General features: G+C 60.3%; 18 protein-coding genes. All 18 read right to left on the bottom strand.

Annotated features, from left to right (window positions below; genetic code table 11):
- Positions 1–9: 9 nt before the first annotated feature.
- On the bottom strand, positions 10–339 hold the full coding sequence (gene fliE / locus PDR5_RS07805) for a flagellar hook-basal body complex protein FliE (protein ID WP_011333048.1): 330 nt from the start codon (positions 337–339) through the stop codon (positions 10–12).
- A gap of 128 nt (positions 340–467) precedes the next feature.
- Positions 468–1,859, bottom strand: a complete 1,392-nt coding sequence (locus PDR5_RS07800; protein WP_064600713.1) for a sigma-54-dependent transcriptional regulator — start codon at positions 1,857–1,859, stop codon at positions 468–470.
- A gap of 5 nt (positions 1,860–1,864) precedes the next feature.
- The gene (locus PDR5_RS07795) at positions 1,865–3,076 is read right to left on the bottom strand and encodes a sensor histidine kinase (RefSeq protein WP_039765586.1); all 1,212 of its coding nucleotides are present in this window, start codon (positions 3,074–3,076) and stop codon (positions 1,865–1,867) included.
- Between the two features lie 109 nt (positions 3,077–3,185).
- Complete coding sequence (locus tag PDR5_RS07790; protein WP_039765583.1) at positions 3,186–4,661, bottom strand: sigma-54 dependent transcriptional regulator; 1,476 nt, start codon at positions 4,659–4,661, stop codon at positions 3,186–3,188.
- Positions 4,662–4,833: 172 nt separating this feature from the next.
- Positions 4,834–5,130: a hypothetical protein gene (locus tag PDR5_RS07785; RefSeq protein WP_039765621.1), complete on the bottom strand. Its 297-nt coding sequence runs from the start codon at positions 5,128–5,130 to the stop codon at positions 4,834–4,836.
- 10 nt (positions 5,131–5,140) lie between these two features.
- Positions 5,141–5,539: a flagellar export chaperone FliS gene (gene fliS, locus PDR5_RS07780; RefSeq protein ID WP_064594357.1), complete on the bottom strand. Its 399-nt coding sequence runs from the start codon at positions 5,537–5,539 to the stop codon at positions 5,141–5,143.
- 129 nt (positions 5,540–5,668) lie between these two features.
- A complete protein-coding gene (gene fliD / locus PDR5_RS07775) occupies positions 5,669–7,135 on the bottom strand; it encodes a flagellar filament capping protein FliD (protein ID WP_064594352.1) in 1,467 nt (488 codons plus the stop codon).
- Between the two features lie 80 nt (positions 7,136–7,215).
- Positions 7,216–7,572, bottom strand: coding sequence for a flagellar protein FlaG (locus PDR5_RS07770; RefSeq protein ID WP_064594351.1), 357 nt, complete (start codon positions 7,570–7,572; stop codon positions 7,216–7,218).
- A gap of 71 nt (positions 7,573–7,643) precedes the next feature.
- Positions 7,644–8,495 (bottom strand): flagellin domain-containing protein, encoded by an 852-nt coding sequence (locus tag PDR5_RS07765; RefSeq protein WP_064594348.1) that lies wholly within the window; start codon positions 8,493–8,495, stop codon positions 7,644–7,646.
- Between the two features lie 243 nt (positions 8,496–8,738).
- Positions 8,739–9,005 (bottom strand): hypothetical protein, encoded by a 267-nt coding sequence (locus PDR5_RS07760; protein ID WP_064594345.1) that lies wholly within the window; start codon positions 9,003–9,005, stop codon positions 8,739–8,741.
- Positions 9,002–10,294, bottom strand: coding sequence for a motility associated factor glycosyltransferase family protein (locus PDR5_RS07755; protein WP_064594343.1), 1,293 nt, complete (start codon positions 10,292–10,294; stop codon positions 9,002–9,004). The genes PDR5_RS07760 and PDR5_RS07755 overlap by 4 nt, the downstream gene beginning before the upstream one ends.
- Before the next feature lie 86 nt (positions 10,295–10,380).
- A complete protein-coding gene (locus tag PDR5_RS07750) occupies positions 10,381–11,307 on the bottom strand; it encodes a ketoacyl-ACP synthase III (RefSeq protein WP_064594341.1) in 927 nt (308 codons plus the stop codon).
- Between the two features lie 226 nt (positions 11,308–11,533).
- Positions 11,534–12,586 carry a pseudaminic acid synthase gene (gene pseI, locus PDR5_RS07745; RefSeq protein WP_064594338.1) on the bottom strand — a complete coding sequence of 351 codons (1,053 nt, stop codon included), beginning with the start codon at positions 12,584–12,586 and terminating at the stop codon, positions 11,534–11,536.
- Positions 12,583–14,085, bottom strand: a complete 1,503-nt coding sequence (pseG, locus tag PDR5_RS07740) for a UDP-2,4-diacetamido-2,4,6-trideoxy-beta-L-altropyranose hydrolase (RefSeq protein WP_064594336.1) — start codon at positions 14,083–14,085, stop codon at positions 12,583–12,585. Before pseG ends, pseI begins: the two co-directional genes overlap by 4 nt.
- Complete coding sequence (pseF, locus tag PDR5_RS07735) at positions 14,082–14,777, bottom strand: pseudaminic acid cytidylyltransferase (protein ID WP_064594333.1); 696 nt, start codon at positions 14,775–14,777, stop codon at positions 14,082–14,084. The genes pseG and pseF overlap by 4 nt, the downstream gene beginning before the upstream one ends.
- Positions 14,774–15,394 (bottom strand): pseudaminic acid biosynthesis-associated methylase, encoded by a 621-nt coding sequence (locus tag PDR5_RS07730; protein ID WP_064594331.1) that lies wholly within the window; start codon positions 15,392–15,394, stop codon positions 14,774–14,776. Before PDR5_RS07730 ends, pseF begins: the two co-directional genes overlap by 4 nt.
- 31 nt (positions 15,395–15,425) lie before the next feature.
- Positions 15,426–16,583 carry a UDP-4-amino-4,6-dideoxy-N-acetyl-beta-L-altrosamine transaminase gene (pseC, locus tag PDR5_RS07725; protein WP_064594328.1) on the bottom strand — a complete coding sequence of 386 codons (1,158 nt, stop codon included), beginning with the start codon at positions 16,581–16,583 and terminating at the stop codon, positions 15,426–15,428.
- Positions 16,580–17,581 (bottom strand): UDP-N-acetylglucosamine 4,6-dehydratase (inverting), encoded by a 1,002-nt coding sequence (pseB, locus tag PDR5_RS07720; protein WP_064594325.1) that lies wholly within the window; start codon positions 17,579–17,581, stop codon positions 16,580–16,582. The genes pseC and pseB overlap by 4 nt, the downstream gene beginning before the upstream one ends.
- Between the last annotated feature and the right edge of the window lie 22 nt (positions 17,582–17,603).

Genomic DNA, 17,603 nt, shown 5'->3' with positions numbered 1-17,603 from the left:
ATCTCGTCCTTAAACCGGCATCTGCATGATGTCTTGATAAGCCTGAACCAGCTTGTTGCGCACCTGGGTCAGGGCCTGGAACGATACGCTGGCTTTCTGCGAGGCAATCATCACGTCCGTCAGATCGACGCCGCTCTTGCCGATCTCGAACGCGTTGGCCAATTGGCTCGACGCCTGCTGGGTATCGTTCACTTTGTTGATGGCTTGACCGAGCATGTCGGAAAAGTTGCTGCCTGCCACTTCCGGGACAGCGGAAGTCGATTTCGGCTTCGACATGGCGTCCATTTGCATGGCCTTCATGTCCATCATCAACCGATTAAATTCAATACCTTGGCTCATGGTCTACTCTCTTGGGCGGCCCGCAATTTTTTGACACTCACTCGGCGGGTACTCAGGTGTTAGCAACAACGGTGCCAGCTCATGGGCACCGCTTTCAGAAAAGCCGTTTCAAACGTTTGCGCGACCCGTCAGGTGGCGAACAGGTAGCCTTCGACATCCATGCCCGCATCGCGCATTTGCGCCAGTTTGTAACGCAGGGTGCGCGGGCTGATGCCGAGTTTTTCCGCGGCTTCCTTGCGCCGGCCGCGCTCGGTACGCAGGGTGTCGATGATCATCTGAAACTCGCGGCGACGCAGGTCATCGCCCAGTGCACCGGCCGAATCCGCCTCGATTTCGACTTCACGAATGACCGGCGCAACCGGAACGGCCGCCGGCAATGGAGCGAACAGCGCAGGCCCGGAGAGACAGAAATCCTGCGGCTGGATCAACCCGCCCTGCTGCAGAATCAAGGCCCGCTGGATCGCGTTATCCAGCTCGCGCACATTGCCCGGCCACGGATACCCGATCAGGCACGCTTGCGCTTCGGGCGAGAACTTCGCCGTCGCATGCTTCATTTTATTGACGTGTTTGGCCAACAGACGCTCGGCCAGCGGCAGGATATCGGCGGTGCGCTCGCGCAACGGACGCCAGGCCAGGGGAAAGACCGACAGACGATAATAGAGGTCTTCACGGAACCGCCCCGCCGCCACTTCGCCGGCCAGATCACGGTTGGTGGTCGCTACCACGCGGATATCCAGGGTGATCGGCTTGCGGGCGCCGACCCGCTCCACTTCCCTCTCCTGCAACACCCGCAGCAGTTTGGCTTGCAGGCCGAGGGGCATTTCGGAAATTTCATCGAGAAGAATGGTGCCACCGTCCGCCTGTTCGAACTTGCCGGCCTGGGCCGCGATAGCGCCGGTGAACGAGCCTTTTTCGTGACCGAACAGGGTGGCTTCGAGCATGTTGTCCGGGATCGCCGCACAGTTGATCGCAATGAACGGCTGACTGGCACGATGGGATTGCTGGTGAATGTAGCGCGCCAGCACTTCCTTGCCGGTGCCGGACTCGCCGGAAATCAGCACGGTGGAATCACTGCGCGCGACCCGCGCTGCCAGATCCAGCAATTGAGCACTGGCAGGCTCGACCGCGACCGGCCCTTCGGCATCACTGACGCCAAGGCTGCCCAAGGCGTGACGGGCTACCAGATCCAGCAGAGCCTTGGGCTCGAACGGCTTGACCAGATAATCCGCCGCGCCTTGACGCATCGCATCGACCGCGCGCTCCACTGCACCATGCGCGGTCATCAGCAGCACCGGCAATTGCGGTTGCCGCGCGCGCAGCAGGCCGAGCAATTGATGGCCGTCCATGCCCGGCATGTTGACGTCGCTGACCACCAGACTGAACGCTTCGCGCTCGACGGCGCTCAGCGCCTCTTCGGCCGAACCCACCGCGTGATAGTCGTGACCGGCCAGCAGCAGCGTATCGGCCAGCGCTTCGCGCAACGAGCGGTCGTCCTCGACCAGCAGAACCTTGATGCCCATGACCTTCACTCAGCTCCCTGAACAGCAGAAAACAACGGCAGGATGACCTGCGCGCACGTACCGCGCCCGACCCGCGAACGCAGCTGCAATTCTCCCTGATGCGCACGCGCCACGGCCTTGACCACGGTCAGGCCCAGGCCGGTCCCGGTGACTTTGGTGGTGAAAAACGGCTCGCCCAGCCGCGCCAGCACCGCCGCATCAATACCGCTGCCGCTGTCGCTGACACACAAACGCAAGGTGTTGTCGCGGGTATAGCAATGCACCTTCAGACGCACCTCACCGGCACTCGCTTGAATCGCGTTTTCAATCAGATTGAGCAGCGCCCCGACCAGCGTGTCGCGATTGCACAGCAACTCGCCGGCATGGCTGTCGCATTGCCAGCGGATCGGCAGATCCTGCACATGGGTCAGCGCCGCGGCCTGCAACGACTGCATCAAGGCATTCGGCGTGACACGGTCGGTCAGCGGCAGCTCGCCACGGGCGAAGACCAGCATGTCGCGCACCTGATGCTCGAGCTCGTGCAGACGCTCCTTGAGGCGACCGGCAAAACGCTGCTGGGTCGCGACCGGCAGTTCCTGCTCGGTCAAATGACTGGCATACAGCAACGCGGCGGACAACGGTGTGCGGATCTGATGAGCCAGCGATGCGACCATCCGCCCCAGGGACGAGAGGCGCTCGTGGCGCGCCAGTTGATCCTGCAAGTGGCGGGTTTCAGTCAGGTCGTTGAGCAGCACCAACTGCCCAGGCTCGGCATCCAGCGAGCGGGTAGCAATCGACAGGCGTCGACCGTTTTTCAAGGAAATTTCGTGACCGTCATCTTCACGGGGCGCGAAGCAACGGGTGATGACATGGCGCCACAGCTCGCCTTCCAGCGGCAGACCGAGCAATTCGATGGCGGCAGGGTTGGCCTCGCACACAATACCGTGGCCGTCGATGACGATGACGCCACCGGGCAACAGGTCGAGGAGGTTTTGCAGACGGTTGGCCAAGCGTTCTTTTTCCGCCAGTTCCTGCATGCGCTGGGCGCTGACCACGGCCAGCTCGCCCTTGAGCTCGGTGACCCGGGCTTCGAGCATGCTATAAGAGTCGGTCAACTGGCTGGACATCTGGTTGAACAGGGCGAATGCCTGCTCAAGCCCCTGGCGGCTGGCCTGCTCTACGGACGGCAGTTGCCCCGAGGACTCGGGAACAGAAGACATCTGGGAGGCTTGGGGCATTGTGCTTCTCGCTTGGCTGACCGTCAGTGAAACGGAACGTTGCGAGGGACATAGCAATACCCGTGCCTAAAAAAAACCGCTTATAAATGAAGCAGTTGAAAAACAGGCGTCAATCATCCGCCTGTTCATCACCTTCACGACGGCTCATGCCGTACTTGCGCATCTTCTCCACCAGCGTGGTGCGGCGAATGCGCAGGCGCTCGGCGGCGCGAGCCACAATACCATTGGCATCGTCCAGCGCCTGCTGGATCAGGCCCTGCTCCAGACCACCGAGGTAGTCCTTCAGATCCAGACCTTCCGGCGGCAACAGGGCGTTGGCGCTGAAGTCCGGCGTATGGCCGTTGATCGCCACGCGCTCTTCCAGGTCGCTGCGCAGGCTGTCGACCATTTGCTCGTCTTCGTCGTCGACGTAGCGGAATTTCTTCGGCAACTCGACCACGCCGATCACCCCGTACGGGTGCATGATCGCCATGCGCTCCACCAGGTTGGCCAGTTCGCGGACGTTGCCCGGCCAGCCGTGGCGGCACAGGGACATGATTGCGGCGGAGTTGAAGCGGATCGAACCGCGCTTCTCGTGCTCCATGCGCGAGATCAGCTCGTTCATCAGCAGCGGAATGTCTTCGACGCGCTCACGCAGCGGCGCCATCTCGATCGGGAACACGTTCAGGCGGTAGTAGAGGTCTTCGCGGAAGGTGCCGATCTCGATCATGCTTTCGAGATTCTTGTGGGTCGCGGCGATGATGCGCACGTCGACGCTCTGGGTTTTGTTGCTGCCCACGCGCTCGAAGGTGCGCTCCTGCAGCACGCGCAGCAGCTTGACCTGCATCGGCAGCGGCATGTCGCCGATTTCGTCGAGGAACAGCGTACCGCCGTTGGCCAGCTCGAAGCGGCCGGCACGGCTGGTGATCGCGCCGGTGAAGGCGCCCTTCTCATGACCGAACAGTTCGCTTTCCAGCAACTCGGCCGGGATCGCCCCGCAGTTGACCGGTACGAACGGCGCGTCACGACGCTTGGAGTGGTAATGCAGATTGCGCGCAACCACTTCCTTGCCGGTACCGGACTCGCCGAGGATCAGTACGCTGGCGTCGGTGTCGGCCACTTGCTGCATCATCTGACGCACGTGCTGGATCGCGCGGCTGGTGCCGACCAGGCTGCGGAACAGGTTGGGTTCGCGATGCCGGCCACGCTCACGGGCCTGGTCGTACATCTCGCGATAGACCTGGGCACGGTGCAGGGAGTCCAGCAGTTTGCTGTAGCTCGGCGGCATTTCGAGGGTCGAAAGTACCCGGCGGCGCTGGTCTTCGGGCAGGTCCACCGAAGAATTATCGCCCATCAGCAAAACCGGAAGGAACTCATCCCAGGTTGAGAGTGTCTTTAGCAAGCCCAAAAGCGCACCAGGAGCATTAACCGTCCCGATCAGTACGCAAATGACCTCACGACTAGACGACAAAGAGCCGACTGCCTGCTGCCAGTCATGGCTTCCGCAGGGTAAATTTTCTTCGCCAAGAAAATTTAAGATCACCGCCAGGTCGCGGCGGCGGACGCTATCGTCATCGATCAGCAGAATTTTGGTTTCACGCCACATGCAATAGCAACTTCCCTAGTCAACTCAATGCCCAAAATGAGGGGCAAGCGAGACGCTTGCAGGACACCTTGTGCCTGTAGACGCCTGAAATCTGAAAACAGCCACTAGTTAAGTCAAAAAACCGTGCACAGTCAAATTTATGGCGCACATGTCTGGATTAACTGGGGGTTAATTAACCAAACAGATGGTAAACCTTTGCCGCGTTCTGCGCTTGGGTGATCTGCGACATCTCGTCGACTATCGCCTGACGCTCACCCATGGCAACTTCAAGCAGCTGCTTGTAGACATGCAGCAACTCTTCAAGGTTATCGCGCAAGGCGACCTCGTCCACCGAGGCTTCACTCAAGACATCTTCCATGCAGGAACGGCAATCCAGATCCAATTGACCGATGGCTTCCCAGTTGCGCTCGGCCAGGGCACCGACCAGCGCTACTCGGGTTTCTTCGATTCGCTGCAAAACAAGACTCATGGTGATCTCCTCAGAACTGCGGAGCGGGCGCAGGTGCGATCGCATCCCAGCCTTCCTTGACGGTGCTCAGCAAGCCGGCAACCTCATCAAGAATGCGCGGATCGCTGCTGATGTTCGCCTCGGCGAGACGCTTCATCATGTAGATATAAAGACCGTCCAGATCAGCCAGCGTATCGGCAGACTTTTCCAGATCCAGACCTTCACGCAAGCCGCTGACGATGCCGATGGCCTTGCTGATCGCCGTGCACTTGGCGGCAATGTCCTTGCGCTCGATGGCGCCCTTTGCCTGAGCGATACGGTCCAGACCACCTTCCATCAGCATTTGCACCAGACGGTGGGGACTCGCTTCGGACGTCTGGGCCTGAGCGCCGACTTTCTGGTATTGCCGAAGGGCCAACATCGGATTCATGTTCTACCTCATTTGCAACTATGACTCGTATGAGCAGTGTATCGCCTGCAAGCCAGAAAACTTTAGACCATAAGACAAAAACCCGGCACACGCTCGAAAGCGTAGCCGGGTTTTTGTCGCTATTACATGTTACTTCGCAGACTGCTGGGCGTTCAGCGAACTGAAGAACGACGTAATGTTGCTCGCCGTCGCTTTCATCTGCCCTACCAGCAAGTCCATGGCGTTGTACTTAGCAGTCAACGTCTTGGTCAGGTTGGCGACACGCAGGTCCAGAGCCAACTGCTGGGACGTAATGTTGCGCGTATTGTTGTTCAGGATAGTCAGGCGCTGATCCAGCAGACCGGTGGTGGTCTTGCCATCAGCCGAAGCCTTGAGATATGGGTCAACCGCCTTGCTCATGCGCGCCAACAGACCATTGGTGTCGTTGGTGCCAGTGAACATCTCCTGGACTTTGCCGCTCATGCCCGGCGTAGACATGGCCTTGTTGAACGCAGTCGTGTCGAACGTCAGGTTACCGGTGTTGCGGTCGGTCATGACGCCCAGCTGCGAGAGATAAGCAATCGGACTGCCAGCAGTCGCACTCGGGGCCGTAATCTGCCCGCGGATATCGGCAATCAAGGAACGCGCCAGCGAGTCGCCAGTGAACGCCGCCTGAACGGTCAGCTTGCCATCTTCGTCCGGCGTCGCCTTGGACAACGAATCGATGGTGTTTTTCAAGGTATTGTAGGCATCGACGAACGCCTGAACCGACGTCTGCAATCCCTTGGTGTTACCGTCGACAGTCACTGTGACAGGTGTCGAGGGTGGATCACCGGCACTGACCGTCGTCAGATTCATCGTCAGGCCACTGATGGCGCCGGTGACCGTGTTGCTCTTGCTGGTCACCGCCAGGCCGTCAATGGTCAGCGACGCGTCCTGAGCAAGGCCGTTGACCGCGCCAGAAGCGCCGGCGGCCGGGTTGGTGCCCATGGTCTGGGTGCCGTCGATTTCCAGACCGGCAATGCCGCTGACTTTCATGTCGGAGCCGGCGCCGGTCTTGCTCGAACTGATCACCAGGCGCGAAGCACCCGAGCTGTCGGTCACGATGTTGGCGGAAATACCATTGACGGCCTGAGCCGAGTTGATCGCATCCCGGGTGCTCTGCAAGGTCGCATTGGCCGGGATCGTGACATTGTAATCAGTGCCATTCTGACTGATTTTCAGGGTACCACTCGGAATGGCACTGGCAGCACCGCCGGCAAAGGATGCACTGGCTATTTTCGAGCCGGTGGCCAGCTTATTCACTACAACACTATAAGTACCCGAGACTGCAGTGTTATCCGCAGAAACACCCAACACGGCCGGAGTACCCGAAGTCGCCGTGTAACCCGCAAATGCTGGATTGGTCTTGCTGCCCAGGTTGGTCATCGCCGTCTGGAATGCGGTCAGCGCACTCTTCAACGTGCCGATACCGGAAATCTTCAGCGTGTTGGTTTTGGTGGCGTTGTCGATCTGCGTCTGCTTCGGCGACTTGTCGGCATTGACCAGTGCTGTAACGATCGCACCGATGTCCAGGCCGGAACCCAGGCCCGAACCCGGTAAAATTGGACTTGCCATGTGCTTCTCCCTTGGGTTGTTGCCAGTCTTTTGACCACTACTTGCGTCTAAAGAACTTCAAACACTATTCATGCCAGTTATCAGACTTTGGCGTCGAACAACACGTGACTCGCGTTGGCCAGACTATCTGCCAGCTTGAGTGCTTCTGCGGAAGGGATCTGTCGTACGACCTCGCCCGTCTCGCTTGCGATCACCTTGACAATCACCTTGCCGGAATGCTCATCGATCGAGAACTCCAGATTGCGCTTGATCGACTGAACGAATTTCTCGATCTCCTGCACCGCCAGCTTCAGCTTGGTTTCATCTGATTCCTGGCTCTTTTTCGAGGCAGGAACAGCATCAACGGTCTGAGGCTTGGTTTCCGACGGTTTGTCGGTAACGGTATTGGCTGGCTTGGGAGCCGGATAAGACACGTTAAGCTTGACGCTCATGTCCATGCTCATCACCTCATAACGTAAAAAGCGAGAGAGCACGCAAGCGCACTCCCCCGCTAAAACTCATTCCGAAATTACTGAAGCAGCTTCAGTACAGCGGAAGGCAGTTGGTTGGCTTGAGCCAGAACAGAGGTCGAAGCCTGTTGCAGGGTTTGCTGCTTGGTCAGGTTAGCAGTCTCTGCGGCGAAGTCGGTATCTTGTACGCGACCTTGTGCAGCAGTGGTGTTCTCGGTGATGTTCTGCAAGTTCTGGATGGTGCTGGTCAGACGGTTTTGCGAAGCACCCAGAGCGGCGCGAGTGGCGTTGATGTTCGCAATTGCAGCGTCGATCGCGGTGATCGCGTTGTCGATGTTCGAAGCGGCGGCTGCGGAAGTAGCACCGGTCAGAACAACAGTACCGCTACCTACCGACAGGCTGACGGCGTCGAACTTGCCGCTAAGTACCAGGTCGATGTGGTTGGCGGAGCCAGTGTTGGCGCCAACTTGCAGAGTTACAGTACCAGCCGAACCGTCCAGCAGGTTTTTGCCGTTCAGGTTGGTAGCAGCTGAGATACGGGTGATTTCGTCAGACATCTGAGCGAATTCAGCGTTGGTTGCGGTCTGGTCAGCAGTGCCGTTGGTACCGTTACGAGCTTTAACAGCCAGTTCACGCATACGCTGCAGGATGTCGGTCGAAGCTTGCAGAGCGCCTTCAGCGGTCTGGGCAACGGAAATACCGTCGTTGGCGTTCTGGATCGCCTGGGTGTTACCACGGATCTGCGAGGACATACGGGTAGCGATTTGCAGGCCGGCGGCGTCGTCTTTAGCGCTGTTGATTTTCAGGCCGGAAGACAGGCGCTGCATCGAAGTCGACAGAGCATCGGAAGCGCGGTTCAGGTTTTTCTGAACGTTCAACGACGTGGTGTTGGTGTTTACTGTTAAAGCCATGACGAATTCCTCGTTGGTTGGGTACTGCGGCTTCCGGCCCTGGCAACCGCCGGGTATGGCCTAGAGAACCTTCGTAATAGTTATCGTCGGGTTTGCAGGTTGCTTGAGGGCTTTTTTGAAAAAATTTGCCATCACCCTGCCACCCCCTAGAAAACAAAGACTTAGCAGCACTTTACCTTCGAAAAAATGACGTCATAAAACCGTCCGTGGCGCAAACCGGCGGGCCAGCGCCTTCGCTCCTCTTCAGGCGGACGATTCTTCCAGCAATTGAATCAACTCGTACTCCATGAAATCGGCAAGTCCCAACCAGTCCTGACGCTCCTGACACGCGAGCATTTGCGTGAGCAACTGCGCCCAGACTTGCTGCGTCTGCGCGCCGGCCAACAGCAATGACTGCTGCGCGCCCTCAAACACATCGACCATGGTCAACGCGGCCTCGACATCACGCCCCAAGCGGAACAGCCCGGCGCACTGGTGGCATTCATCTACCCATGATTGCAGCGCAGTCATTGCACGAACTCCTGATTGAAACCCGTCCCGGCAATCTGTGCCCCCGCGCGGCTGCTATTGAAAAACGCCACCTGCGGCTGACTGGCGATATAGCGCTCCAGCACGCACAGATAGCCGCGAAAATTGAGCTGGGTACTGACGCGCTGGCCATAACCGTCACGCACCCAGTGCCGCGCCTGATTCACCGACGGCCCCAGGTCACCATCATTCCAGCCGGCATGGGTCTTGTTCATCGGGAAGGCAAAATCGGCACCGAACAGCGTGATGCGTGCAGCGCCCATCTTCACCGCCAGGTCCACGGCCGGGTGAATCACACTGCCACCCACATGCAGCAGCGCCCTCGGGTGCTGCTCACGCAATGCCGCGTAGACCGGACTGGCCGAATAGCCACCATAACGCTTGCCCTTCCAGGCCCTCAGCACCTCAGGGTCACTCATGGGCAGATACACCAGCGGGATGCCGTCGGATTCCTCGAATGGCAAATGCCGGAAGCTGATGCGCTGATCGATACTCACCACATAGTCGGGCACGATCCCATGCTCGCGCAGCGGCCGGTATGCGGTATCGACACAAATGTACAACGGACGAACGGCCCGCTCGCGGACCGCGGCCAGACGTTCGAAATGCTGTTCCAGCGTCGGGCCGGTGCCGATCACATAGATCTCCCGACCGGCACAGGTGCCGAACAGCGTTGCCACATCATCGTCAGCCAGCAGTACCGGCAAGCAGTCCTGCAGACGCTGTTGAATGAACGGTGACTGCGGATCGAATTCACGATTGTTGAAGCTCAGGTGCACTTCGCTGACCAGCCGATCACGAATCTTCGCGTTGAAGTCATCGGCCAGCAGCATTTCGGCAGGCAATGCAAAGAATGGCGTGCAGATGTCGGACAGGTCGCCGGCGTAGAGCAATTCAACCCGCGGGTCCTGCAACCACTCCCGTTGATCGAGCAATTGCATCACCAGGGCAAACAGCGCGCCGTTGAGGATGTGCACATACAGGCGCTCGAGCCCGGTGCGCTCCAGCAGCACCGTGGGCAAGTCCCCGAGGCCGGTGCCGTAGACATGCAGTTGCGGCTTGTCCGCCGGCAGGGTGGCAGCCTGAATCTGCGCCTCGCGGACACGGTCATGCCGGCTGGTGAGCTGAATGCCGCCAATGCTCAGCGTCGAGCCCAGCCCCTGCGTCAGCTCAGCCTCGATCGCCGAACTGTCTTCGTTCAGCAATCGTGCGAACAGCGCCGGCCAGCGTCGCTCGACGACTTCAGCATTGGCCTGGAAAAACTCACTCATGGCGCCTCGCGCTCCCTTCAGGCAAAAAAATAGCGTTCAAGGTTAACCCTTGAACGCTATTTTTGTATCCGCCGTTTTTATCCGATTCAAGGACGATAAATGATCGCCGAACCCCACGACAGACCGACGCCGAAACCACTGATCGCGATGCGGTTCCAATCGGAATCCATCACGTGTTTTTCCAGCAGCAGCGGCACACTGGACGACACGGTGTTGCCGGTCTCGACCATGTCCTTGATGAACTTCTCCGGCTCGCCTTCGAACCGCCGCGCCACGGCGTCGACAATCGCCGCACTGCCCTGGTGAATGCAGAAGGCATCGATGTCATCGGCCTTCAGACCGGAATCGTCGAGCAGTTCGTGCAGATGCGCAGGCACCTTGAGCAGTGCGAAGTTGAACACCTGACGGCCGTTCATGAAGAACACGCCATCGGTGACTTTCAAGTGCGGTGCGCCGGAACCGTCAGTGCCGAACTTGGCCTTGCCCAGCGCCCAGACCGGGTCTTCGCCCATCCAGGTGGCAGTGGCGGCATCGCCGAACAGCATGGTGGTGTTGCGGTCTTCCGGATCGACGATCTTCGAATACGGGTCGGCGGTGATCAACAGACCATTCTTCAGGCCGGCGGCTTCCATGAAGCCCTTGATCGCGTAGATGCCGTAGACGTAGCCGGAGCAACCCAGGGAAATGTCGAACGCCGCGACATTGGTCGACAGGCCGAGTTTGTCCTGGACGATGGCAGCGGTGTGCGGCAGGCCTTCTTCGTCACCGTTCTGGGTGACGACGATCAGCGCATCGATGGATTCACGTTTCAGTTCAGGGTTGTTGGCAAACAGCGCATTGGCCGCTTCAACGCACAGATCGGAGGTTTCCTGTTCCGCGTCTTTGCGTGGGAGGAAGGCCGAACCGATCTTGCCGAGGATGAATTCTTCATCCTTCTCGAATTTTGCACCTTGTGCGTAATTGTCCACGCCGGCTACAGGAACGTAGCTCGCAATGCTTTTTATGCCAATCATTACGGCTTCCCAATAATAAACAGCCCAATACCACCGCTCGCAAGGATTCGAGGGGCGCCGACAAACAGAAAACGGCCGCCACAACGGGCAGCCACGGGGAGCGCAAAGGGCTATCACTGGAACCGAAAACGGGCCAGGCGCCATCTCCCCGGTCATTACAATACAGTGAAGATGCGCGTTATGACTCGCAGGTCACGCTATTTTGCCGAATCGATGACAGATCGGGTCATTCGACCAATGACCAGTCCAGCGGCGTACCGCGTTTGATCGGCTGGCGCGCACGGCGCCCGAGGACGGCATCGGTGTGCTTGGGCGGCAGACCGAGACCGGGACGAATGGCACGTACATTGGCCGCCGTGAAGGGCTCACCGGCCGCCATATCGGCCGTGACGTACAGCGACCGACGGTAAACCAGCGACTTTTGCTCAGCCTCGGTCACGCCGTAATGCACCTGGCCCATGGCCTGCCATGCGCGCTCGGTCTCGACGACCAGGCTGGCCAGTTCCGCCGGTTCCAGCGAGAAACTGGCGTCCACCCCACCGGCAGAACGGTCGAGGGTGAAGTGTTTTTCCACCACCGTCGCGCCCAGCGCCACCGCCGCCACCGACACGCCGACGCCCATCGAGTGGTCTGACAGACCGACCTCACAACCGAACAGCTCACGCAGATGCGGAATCGTGCGCACATTGCTGTTGATCGGGGTCGCCGGGTAGGTGCTGGTGCACTTGAGCAGCACCAGATCCTTGCATCCCGCCTCACGGGCGGCGCGCACGGTTTCGTCGAGTTCGGCGATGCTGGCCATGCCGGTGGAAATGATCAACGGTTTGCCAGTCGCTGCGACACGGCGGATCAACGGCAGATCGGTGTTTTCGAAACTGGCGATCTTGTAGGCCGGCACATCGAGGCTTTCGAGAAAGTCCACGGCGCTGTCATCGAACGGTGTCGAAAACGCGAGCATGCCCAGCTCTTTGGCCCGGGCGAAGATCGGCGCATGCCATTCCCAGGGCGTGTAGGCCTTTTCATACAAGTCATAGAGCGAGGTGCCGGCCCACAGACTGTTCGAATCCTTGATGAAGAACTCGCCTTCCGCCAGATCCAGGGTCATGGTTTCGGCGGTGTAGGTTTGCAGCTTCAAGGCATGGGCACCGGCCTTTGCCGCCGCTTCGACAATCTGCAAGGCGACGTCCAGCGACTGGTTATGGTTGCCGCTCATTTCAGCGATGATGAACGGCGGCGCATCGGCACCGATCCGGCGGTTGCCGATCTTGAAACTGCTCATTGACGGGATTCCTTCAAAACCTTGGTGAACGCGCAGGCACTCTGGGTGAACCCGGCGTCACGGAAAACATTCATCGAGGGCTGATTGGCCGGCAATACCTGGGCGGTAATGGCGGTCATTTGCGGCCAGTGCGCTGCCACAAAGGCTTCGCCCTGTGCCAGCAGCGCCCTGCCCCAGCCGAGGCCGAAACGCCCCTCGATCAGATACAGCGAAACCTCTGCCTCAAAGCCGCGCAGATCGTAGCGCAGGACACCGACCGGGCCGTCATCCGCCTCGGCCACCAGCAGCAACCGCTGAGGATTGCGCAGGCTCGCGCCCAGCCAGTTCACATGTTGCGTCCAATCAATCGCAGCGCTGTCCAGCGACCATCGGCGCACGGCCTCGGCATTACGTCCATCGAACAGCAACTGCGCGTCATCCGGCGTCGCCAGACGCAACTTGAGCACCGCGCCGGCCAGTGCCGCCGCCACCCGCAGCGCACCGCGCCCGTCGACCAGTTGCCGCGAACGCTCGGCCAGGCTCTGGCGCAGATAACAGTTGCCCACGACAAAGCCAATCGCATCACGCAGTTGCTCGACACTGACCTGCTCCCGCGCGCCCATGAACACATGCGCGCCGGCCGCCGCCATCACTTCGCCGTTGGCCTGTTGGTTATTCGACACCGCAATGCAGATCGTCGGCAGGCCCAGGGCCGCGCGTTCCCAACTGGTGCCACCGCCGGCGCCGATAAACAGGTCGGCCTCGGTCATGCGCCGATGAAAATCGCTGACGAAACTGTGCAGGCGCCAGTGTGGTCGGGGTTCGGCCAGCGCCTGCATCTCTGCCCAGGCCGGGTTGTCGGCACCGGCGACGAAATCCACTTCAAGCGCCGAAAAATCCGCCAGCGCCAGCATTGCGTGATGAGTCTGGCGTGCCGCATCAAAGCCGCCGAAATTCACCAGCACCCGGCGCGCCACCGGTTTGATCTCGATGACCGGGCCACTGAATTCTTCACGCAGCATGGCGAAGCGCGGTCCGAGCAGTGTTCGGCAACCGGCCGGCAGCAGCGGCTGATAATTTTCGCTGAGCCCGGAGAGGTTCTGATTGAGCAACAGGTCCACGCTGTAGCGGCGGGTCGCCAGATCATCGACGGCGGCGATCCGTGGTGCGAAGCGACGAGCTGCGGTCTGCCAGTGATGGTCGAGGCCGTAATGGTCGGCGATGACCCAGTCAAACTCAGGCTGCCCTTCCAGTTGCGCCGCCAGTGCATCGATATCCGCCTGCCACGGCAGCATCGATTCGATGGCCTGCTCCGGGTCTTCACCGGCGTAGCGCTCCGGCAACGCGAAGGTCTCGAAGCCTTCGCTCTGCAACGCATCAAGCCGATGCCCCGGCAAACGACGACAGGCGAACGCGACATGACTGCCTTGCGTGCGCAGTACTCGCGCCAGTGTCAGGCACCGGGCGATGTGGCCGCTGCCGATGGTCGGCGAGGCGTCGGCGCGGATCAGCACTCTCATTGCAGCTCTCCACCAGCCTTGAGGGCGGCGTAAAGGTACTCGGCGCGCTTCCAGTCTTCGGCGGTATCGATGTCCTGCACCAGATGGCGTGGCAGGATCACCGGCAGACTGGCCGGCGAATACAACACCTCGCTACCCAGCCACGCCTCGCGGCGACCCCAATAGAACTGGCCGGCATCCTGAAAGGCAGCCGGCAGATCCTGCGAACGGGTATTGCGAAACTCGGGGTACAACGCCGTCAGCGCGCCCTGCCCGTCCAGGGTCAGGGCGCGCTGCACCGGAAAGCCGAAATCGGTGACCGAAAAAGCAAAGGACTTGTCCGGATGCTGCGCCAGCAACTCCAGGCCCTGACGCAGAAACCGCGCCTGCAACAGCGGCGCCGTGGCGTACACACAGCAGGCGTATTCGAAGGCCGGCAGTTGCTGCAAGGCATGCATGATCACCGCCGCGGTGCCGGTGAAATCATCGGCCAGCTCCACCGGACGCATGAACGGCACATGAGCACCGTTGGCTCGCGCCACGTCGGCGATCTCTGCGTCGTCGGTGCTGACCACCACCTGCTCGAACAAGCCTGAATCGAGGGCCGTACGAATCGAACGGACAATCATCGGCACACCGTCGAACGGCTTGAGATTCTTGCGCGGGATGCGTTTGCTGCCCCCGCGGGCCGGGATGATTGCGACGTTGTTCAAGGACGTTTTTCCAAAAGGAACCAGGTGATGTCGTCCACCGGAAATTGCGGATCGCGGTGATAACCGAAGCCGTAGTCCAGCAGTTGCAGATCAGGATAGCGATCGAGCATTTCCCCGGCGAAATCACGCTTGAACAGCTTGCCGCTGTTGCCGCGATAGGACACTTCCACCGGCGACGGATTGTAGTACTCGGCGATCAGGATGTAGCGCGAACTCAACGCATACAACTGCGCATACGCCGTCGGCAGTAGTTCCGGCGCCAGATGGATCAGCACGCCTTTGCTCAGGGTCAGGTCGTATTGGCGCTCACGGGGAAAGTCGAACAGCGAACCGTGCCAGATGTTCGCAATCTCCAGCGCACGCGCCTGGGCACAGGCACTGGCATTGATTTCGACCCCGAACAGCTCACAGCGGGGCAACAGCTGACGCAGCGCCTGCAAGTTGTTGCCGGCGTTGGTGCCCAGCTCCAGCAGGCTGTCGATCCGCCCGGCCCGGGTCAGCGCCTTGGCGAACAACGCCAGATTGGCCGCCACCAGTGGCTGGCCGACGTTGCGCTCAACGTACTGATTGCCGAATTCGCCCTGCCAGAATTGTTCCTGCTCGCTCAGATCACGCATTACCGTTTTCCATCCACCGCCACGGCGGCAATCATTCAGTCAACCGACGCAATTGTTCGACCACGTAGTCCTGCTGCTGATCGCTCAGCAACGGGAACAGCGGCAGGCTGATCGCTTCGGCGTAATAACGCTCGGCTTCGGGAAAGTCGCCCTCGGCAAAACCCAGATCACGATAGTACGGCTGCAGATGCAGCGGAATGTAGTGCAGGTTCACGCCGATGCCGGCGGCGCGCAAGCCTTCGAACACCTGACGGTGACTGAGGCTGATGCGCTCGGTCTGCAAACGCACCACGTAAAGATGCCAGGCCGATTCGGCCTCCGGCTGGAGGCTCGGCACGGTGACCGGCAAGTACGCCAGCAGACGGTCGTAACGCGCGGCCAGCTCCCGGCGACGGGCGATGAACTCGTCCAGTTTGCTCAGCTGTGACAGGCCCAGCGCGGCTTGCAGATCGGTGATCCGGTAATTGAATCCCAACTCGACCTGCTGGTAATACCAAGGGCCGTGGCTGGGCTCGGTCATCTGTTGCGGATCGCGGGTCATGCCGTGGCTGCGCAGGCGTTGCAGGCGCTCGGCCAGTTCCGGGCGATTGGTCAGCACCATGCCGCCTTCGCCGCTGGTGATGATCTTCACCGGGTGGAAGCTGAACACGGTCATCGCGGCAAATTCACCGCAGCCCACCGGGCGCCCGGCATAGCTTGCGCCGACCGCGTGGGAGGCATCTTCAATGACGGTGAAGTTGTAGCGCACGGCCAGTTCGGCAATCCGCCGCATGTCGCAGCTCTGCCCGGAGAACGCTACTGCCACCAGCACTTTGGGCAAGCTGCCGTCGCGCTCGGCGGCATCGAGTTTGCTCGCCAGAACTTCAGCATCGAGGTTCCAGGTCAGCGGGTCGATGTCCACGAAATCAACGTCGGCACCGCAATAACGCCCGCAGTTGGCCGACGCGAGAAAGGTGTTCGGCGTGGTCCACAAGCGGTCGCCCGCGCCGAGCCCCGCCGCCAGACAGGCAATGTGCAGCGCCGCCGTGGCGTTGCACACCGCCACGGCGAAATCAGCCTGGCAACGCTCGGCCATCGCCTGTTCGAAACGTTCGATGGTCGGCCCCTGGGTCAACCAGTCGGACTGCAACACCTCGACCACCGCGTCGATGTCCGTCTGGTCGAGGCTTTGCCGACCGTAGGGGATCATACCGACAGCTTCGCGTGCAGGTCGGCGATCTGCCCCACCGAAAGGAAGTGCGGGTTGGTGTCGGAGCGGTACTCGAAATCTTCGCCGACCGGCACGCCACGCTCACCGAGTTTGTCCTCGGCGAAATCCACGTCGACGCTGGTGAAACGGATCGACGGCTGGATGGTGTAGTGATCGGCAAATTCCAGGGTCATCCGCGCATCGTCCAGCGGCACCATCAACTCGTGCAGCTTCTCGCCGGGACGGATGCCGACGTTCTTGTGCGGCAGATGCTCGGCCATTCCCCGCGCCAGATCGACCACACGAATCGACGGGATCTTCGGCACGAACACTTCGCCGCCGTGCATCCGCGCAAAGCTGTCGAGCACGAATTGCACGCCGTGATCGAGGGTGATCCAGAAGCGGGTCATGCGCTCGTCAGTGATCGGCAGCTCTGTCGCACCGTCGGCGATCAGTTTGCTGAAAAACGGCACCACTGACCCGCGTGAACCGGCGACGTTGCCGTAGCGCACCACGGCAAAACGCGTCTGCTGTTCGCCGGCGATGTTGTTGGCCGCGACGAACAACTTGTCCGACAGCAACTTGGTCGCGCCGTACAGATTGATCGGGCTGGCGGCCTTGTCGGTGGACAGCGCGACGACTTTCTTCACGCCGTTGTCGATGGCGGCGGCGATGATGTTCTCCGCGCCGTTGACGTTGGTGCGGATGCATTCGGTCGGGTTGTATTCCGCCGCCGGCACCTGTTTCAACGCCGCGGCATGCACCACGTAATCGATGCCGCGCATGGCCTGACGCAGGCGATCGGCGTCGCGCACGTCACCGAGGAAGTAACGCATGCACGGCGCGTTGAACGTCTGCTGCATTTCGTATTGCTTGAGCTCATCCCGGGAGAACACCACCACGCGCTTGGGCTGGTATTGCTCGAGCAGGCGCGCGATGAACTTGCGCCCGAACGAGCCGGTGCCGCCGGAGATAAAAATCGATTTACCGTTGAACATGTCTTGAGTCCTGTTTCCTGTA

The organism is Pseudomonas sp. DR 5-09, from assembly GCF_001655595.1.
Lineage (GTDB): Bacteria > Pseudomonadota > Gammaproteobacteria > Pseudomonadales > Pseudomonadaceae > Aquipseudomonas > Aquipseudomonas pharyngis.
The sequence above is the reverse complement of the archived record's forward strand: the minus strand, read 5'-3'. Positions and strand labels throughout refer to the sequence as shown.

Coding starts and splice junctions, on each gene's coding strand:
- PDR5_RS07750 (WP_064594341.1), bottom strand. CDS start 11,307: ATGATTGGCATAAAAAGCATTGCGAGCTACGTTCCTGTAGCCGGCGTG.
- PDR5_RS07730 (WP_064594331.1), bottom strand. CDS start 15,394: ATGCGTGATCTGAGCGAGCAGGAACAATTCTGGCAGGGCGAATTCGGC.
- fliD (WP_064594352.1), bottom strand. CDS start 7,135: ATGGCAAGTCCAATTTTACCGGGTTCGGGCCTGGGTTCCGGCCTGGAC.
- PDR5_RS07770 (WP_064594351.1), bottom strand. CDS start 7,572: ATGGACATGAGCGTCAAGCTTAACGTGTCTTATCCGGCTCCCAAGCCA.
- pseB (WP_064594325.1), bottom strand. CDS start 17,581: ATGTTCAACGGTAAATCGATTTTTATCTCCGGCGGCACCGGCTCGTTC.
- PDR5_RS07760 (WP_064594345.1), bottom strand. CDS start 9,005: ATGACTGCGCTGCAATCATGGGTAGATGAATGCCACCAGTGCGCCGGG.
- fliS (WP_064594357.1), bottom strand. CDS start 5,539: ATGAATCCGATGTTGGCCCTTCGGCAATACCAGAAAGTCGGCGCTCAG.
- fliE (WP_011333048.1), bottom strand. CDS start 339: ATGAGCCAAGGTATTGAATTTAATCGGTTGATGATGGACATGAAGGCC.
- pseG (WP_064594336.1), bottom strand. CDS start 14,085: ATGAGAGTGCTGATCCGCGCCGACGCCTCGCCGACCATCGGCAGCGGC.
- PDR5_RS07765 (WP_064594348.1), bottom strand. CDS start 8,495: ATGGCTTTAACAGTAAACACCAACACCACGTCGTTGAACGTTCAGAAA.
- PDR5_RS07755 (WP_064594343.1), bottom strand. CDS start 10,294: ATGAGTGAGTTTTTCCAGGCCAATGCTGAAGTCGTCGAGCGACGCTGG.
- PDR5_RS07795 (WP_039765586.1), bottom strand. CDS start 3,076: ATGCCCCAAGCCTCCCAGATGTCTTCTGTTCCCGAGTCCTCGGGGCAA.
- PDR5_RS07790 (WP_039765583.1), bottom strand. CDS start 4,661: ATGTGGCGTGAAACCAAAATTCTGCTGATCGATGACGATAGCGTCCGC.
- PDR5_RS07785 (WP_039765621.1), bottom strand. CDS start 5,130: ATGAGTCTTGTTTTGCAGCGAATCGAAGAAACCCGAGTAGCGCTGGTC.
- pseC (WP_064594328.1), bottom strand. CDS start 16,583: ATGATCCCCTACGGTCGGCAAAGCCTCGACCAGACGGACATCGACGCG.
- pseI (WP_064594338.1), bottom strand. CDS start 12,586: ATGAGCAGTTTCAAGATCGGCAACCGCCGGATCGGTGCCGATGCGCCG.
- PDR5_RS07800 (WP_064600713.1), bottom strand. CDS start 1,859: ATGGGCATCAAGGTTCTGCTGGTCGAGGACGACCGCTCGTTGCGCGAA.